Genomic DNA, 4,056 nt, shown 5'->3' on the forward strand with positions numbered 1-4,056 from the left:
CACAGGTGCTGCATGGCTGTCGTCAGCTCGTGTCGTGAGATGTTGGGTTAAGTCCCGCAACGAGCGCAACCCTTGTCCTTAGTTGCTACGCAAGAGCACTCTAAGGAGACTGCCGGTGACAAACCGGAGGAAGGTGGGGATGACGTCAAGTCCTCATGGCCCTTATGGGTAGGGCTTCACACGTCATACAATGGTCGGAACAGAGGGTTGCCAACCCGCGAGGGGGAGCTAATCCCAGAAAACCGATCGTAGTCCGGATTGCACTCTGCAACTCGAGTGCATGAAGCTGGAATCGCTAGTAATCGCGGATCAGCATGCCGCGGTGAATACGTTCCCGGGTCTTGTACACACCGCCCGTCACACCATGGGAGTGGGTTTTACCAGAAGTGGCTAGTCTAACCGCAAGGAGGACGGTCACCACGGTAGGATTCATGACTGGGGTGAAGTCGTAACAAGGTAGCCGTATCGGAAGGTGCGGCTGGATCACCTCCTTTCCAGAGCTATTCGCGAAGTTGAGCGCTCACGCTTATCGGCTGTCAAATTAGACAGACTCAGGGGTCTGTAGCTCAGTCGGTTAGAGCACCGTCTTGATAAGGCGGGGGTCGTTGGTTCGAATCCAACCAGACCCACCAAGTTGTCTGGCGAGAGAAACCTGAGTGGTCTCTGTACATGGGGGCATAGCTCAGCTGGGAGAGCACCTGCTTTGCAAGCAGGGGGTCGTCGGTTCGATCCCGTCTGCCTCCACCAATTGCGATGATCGTTAGCGCTTCAGCGCTTACGAGCATCTCACTCCCGAAGGGAGCCCAATGGATAATGTTTGATGGAGTTCGAGAGAACGAATCGAATATTACTCATTGGCGATTGAGCCAGTCAGAGCGATATGAGTAACACCGTATCGGCTGTCGTTCTTTAACAATCAGGAAGAAGTAAGTAATTTGGATAGCGGAAGCGTCTAATGAGATGGGCGTGGAAGTTATCCGGGTTGTGATTGTATCGATGTATCTCAAGATGATTCGAACGTGATGTTCGACTCTAATTGGAATACGGCACAACGCGAGAACTCAACCTGTAGCGAGAGTCGTCCCCCATGCGGGGATGGGGCCCTCGTAAGCGCTAAAGCGCTAACGATGGCCGACAGAGACAGACTCGTTATAGGGTCAAGCGAACAAGTGCATGTGGTGGATGCCTTGGCGATCACAGGCGATGAAGGACGCGGTAGCCTGCGAAAAGCTACGGGGAGCTGGCAAACGAGCTTTGATCCGTAGATGTCCGAATGGGGAAACCCACTCCGTATGGAGTATCCATGGCTGAATACATAGGCCATGTGAGGCGAACGCGGTGAACTGAAACATCTAAGTAACCGCAGGAAAAGAAATCAACCGAGATTCCCAAAGTAGTGGCGAGCGAAATGGGATGAGCCTTGTACTCTTTATTTGTATTGTTAGCCGAACGCTCTGGAAAGTGCGGCCATAGCAGGTGATAGCCCTGTAGGCGAAAACAGTATGAAAGAACTAGGTGTACGACAAGTAGGGCGGGACACGTGAAATCCTGTCTGAAGATGGGGGGACCATCCTCCAAGGCTAAATACTCGTGATCGACCGATAGTGAACCAGTACCGTGAGGGAAAGGCGAAAAGAACCCCGGGAGGGGAGTGAAATAGATCCTGAAACCGCATGCATACAAACAGTCGGAGCCTCGAAAGGGGTGACGGCGTACCTTTTGTATAATGGGTCAGCGACTTACGTTCAGTAGCAAGCTTAACCGTATAGGGCAGGCGTAGCGAAAGCGAGTCCGAATAGGGCGTTCAGTTGCTGGGCGTAGACCCGAAACCAGGTGATCTATCCATGGCCAGGATGAAGGTGCGGTAACACGTACTGGAGGTCCGAACCCACTAACGTTGAAAAGTTAGGGGATGAGCTGTGGATAGGGGTGAAAGGCTAAACAAACCTGGAAATAGCTGGTTCTCTCCGAAAACTATTTAGGTAGTGCCTCGTGTCTCACCTTCGGGGGTAGAGCACTGTCATGGTTGGGGGGTCTATTGCAGATTACCCCGCCATAGCAAACTCCGAATACCGAAGAGTGCAATCACGGGAGACAGACATCGGGTGCTAACGTCCGGTGTCAAGAGGGAAACAACCCAGACCGCCAGCTAAGGTCCCCAAATATGGCTAAGTGGGAAACGAAGTGGGAAGGCTAAAACAGTCAGGAGGTTGGCTTAGAAGCAGCCACCCTTTAAAGAAAGCGTAATAGCTCACTGATCGAGTCGTCCTGCGCGGAAGATGTAACGGGGCTAAGCCATATACCGAAGCTGCGGATGCGAGCTTGCTCGCATGGTAGGAGAGCGTTCCGTAAGCCTGCGAAGGTGTCTTGTAAAGGATGCTGGAGGTATCGGAAGTGCGAATGCTGACATGAGTAGCGATAAAGGGGGTGAAAGGCCCCCTCGCCGTAAGCCCAAGGTTTCCTACGCAACGTTCATCGGCGTAGGGTGAGTCGGCCCCTAAGGCGAGGCAGAAATGCGTAGCTGATGGGAAGCAGGTCAATATTCCTGCACCATTGTTAGATGCGATGGGGGGACGGATCGCGGAAGGTTGTCCGGGTGTTGGATGTCCCGGTCGCTGCATTGGAGAAGGCGCTTAGGCAAATCCGGGCGCAGGATTCAAGGGTGTGGCGCGAGCGACTTCGGTCGCGAAGCAATTGGAAGTGGTTCCAAGAAAAGCCTCTAAGCTTCAGTCTAACGATGACCGTACCGCAAACCGACACAGGTGGGCGAGATGAGTATTCTAAGGCGCTTGAGAGAACTCGGGAGAAGGAACTCGGCAAATTGGTACCGTAACTTCGGGATAAGGTACGCCCTTGTAGCTTGACTGGCCTGCGCCAGAAGGGTGAAGGGGTTGCAATAAACTGGTGGCTGCGACTGTTTAATAAAAACACAGCACTCTGCAAACACGAAAGTGGACGTATAGGGTGTGACGCCTGCCCGGTGCCGGAAGATTAAATGATGGGGTGCAAGCTCTTGATTGAAGTCCCGGTAAACGGCGGCCGTAACTATAACGGTCCTAAGGTAGCGAAATTCCTTGTCGGGTAAGTTCCGACCTGCACGAATGGCGTAACGATGGCCACACTGTCTCCTCCCGAGACTCAGCGAAGTTGAAGTGTTTGTGATGATGCAATCTACCCGCGGCTAGACGGAAAGACCCCATGAACCTTTACTGTAGCTTTGCATTGGACTTTGAACCGATCTGTGTAGGATAGGTGGGAGGCTATGAAACCGGAACGCTAGTTTCGGTGGAGCCGTCCTTGAAATACCACCCTGGTTTGTTTGAGGTTCTAACCTTGGCCCGTGATCCGGGTCGGGGACAGTGCATGGTAGGCAGTTTGACTGGGGCGGTCTCCTCCCAAAGCGTAACGGAGGAGTACGAAGGTACGCTAGGTACGGTCGGAAATCGTGCTGATAGTGCAATGGCATAAGCGTGCTTAACTGCGAGACCGACAAGTCGAGCAGGTGCGAAAGCAGGTCATAGTGATCCGGTGGTTCTGTATGGAAGGGCCATCGCTCAACGGATAAAAGGTACTCTGGGGATAACAGGCTGATACCGCCCAAGAGTTCATATCGACGGCGGTGTTTGGCACCTCGATGTCGGCTCATCTCATCCTGGGGCTGTAGCCGGTCCCAAGGGTATGGCTGTTCGCCATTTAAAGAGGTACGTGAGCTGGGTTTAAAACGTCGTGAGACAGTTTGGTCCCTATCTGCCGTGGGCGTTGGATATTTGAAGGGGGCTGCTCCTAGTACGAGAGGACCGGAGTGGACGAACCTCTGGTGTACCGGTTGTGACGCCAGTCGCATCGCCGGGTAGCTATGTTCGGAAGAGATAACCGCTGAAAGCATCTAAGCGGGAAACTCGCCTTAAGATGAGATATCCCTGGAGGCTTGACCTCCTTGAAGGGTCGTTCGAGACCAGGACGTTGATAGGTCGGGTGTGTAAGCGCAGTAATGCGTTCAGCTAACCGATACTAATTGCCCGTAAGGCTTGATCCTATAACCAGTCTGTTTCGACA

At 53.1% G+C, this 4,056-nt stretch carries 2 tRNA genes and 2 rRNA genes; all 4 read left to right on the forward strand.

Annotated features, from left to right (window positions below):
• Positions 1-494, forward strand: a 16S ribosomal RNA gene (locus BUB20358_RS27630); the annotation flags it as partial.
• Positions 495-555: 61 nt separating this feature from the next.
• Positions 556-632: transfer RNA gene (locus BUB20358_RS27635), tRNA-Ile, on the forward strand.
• Between the two features lie 39 nt (positions 633-671).
• Positions 672-747 (forward strand) — tRNA-Ala (locus tag BUB20358_RS27640).
• A gap of 408 nt (positions 748-1,155) precedes the next feature.
• Positions 1,156-4,036: ribosomal RNA gene (locus BUB20358_RS27645) — 23S ribosomal RNA — on the forward strand.
• Positions 4,037-4,056 lie beyond the last annotated feature (20 nt).

This window comes from Burkholderia dolosa (assembly GCF_902499135.1).
In the GTDB taxonomy this organism is placed as follows: Bacteria; Pseudomonadota; Gammaproteobacteria; order Burkholderiales; family Burkholderiaceae; genus Burkholderia; species Burkholderia dolosa.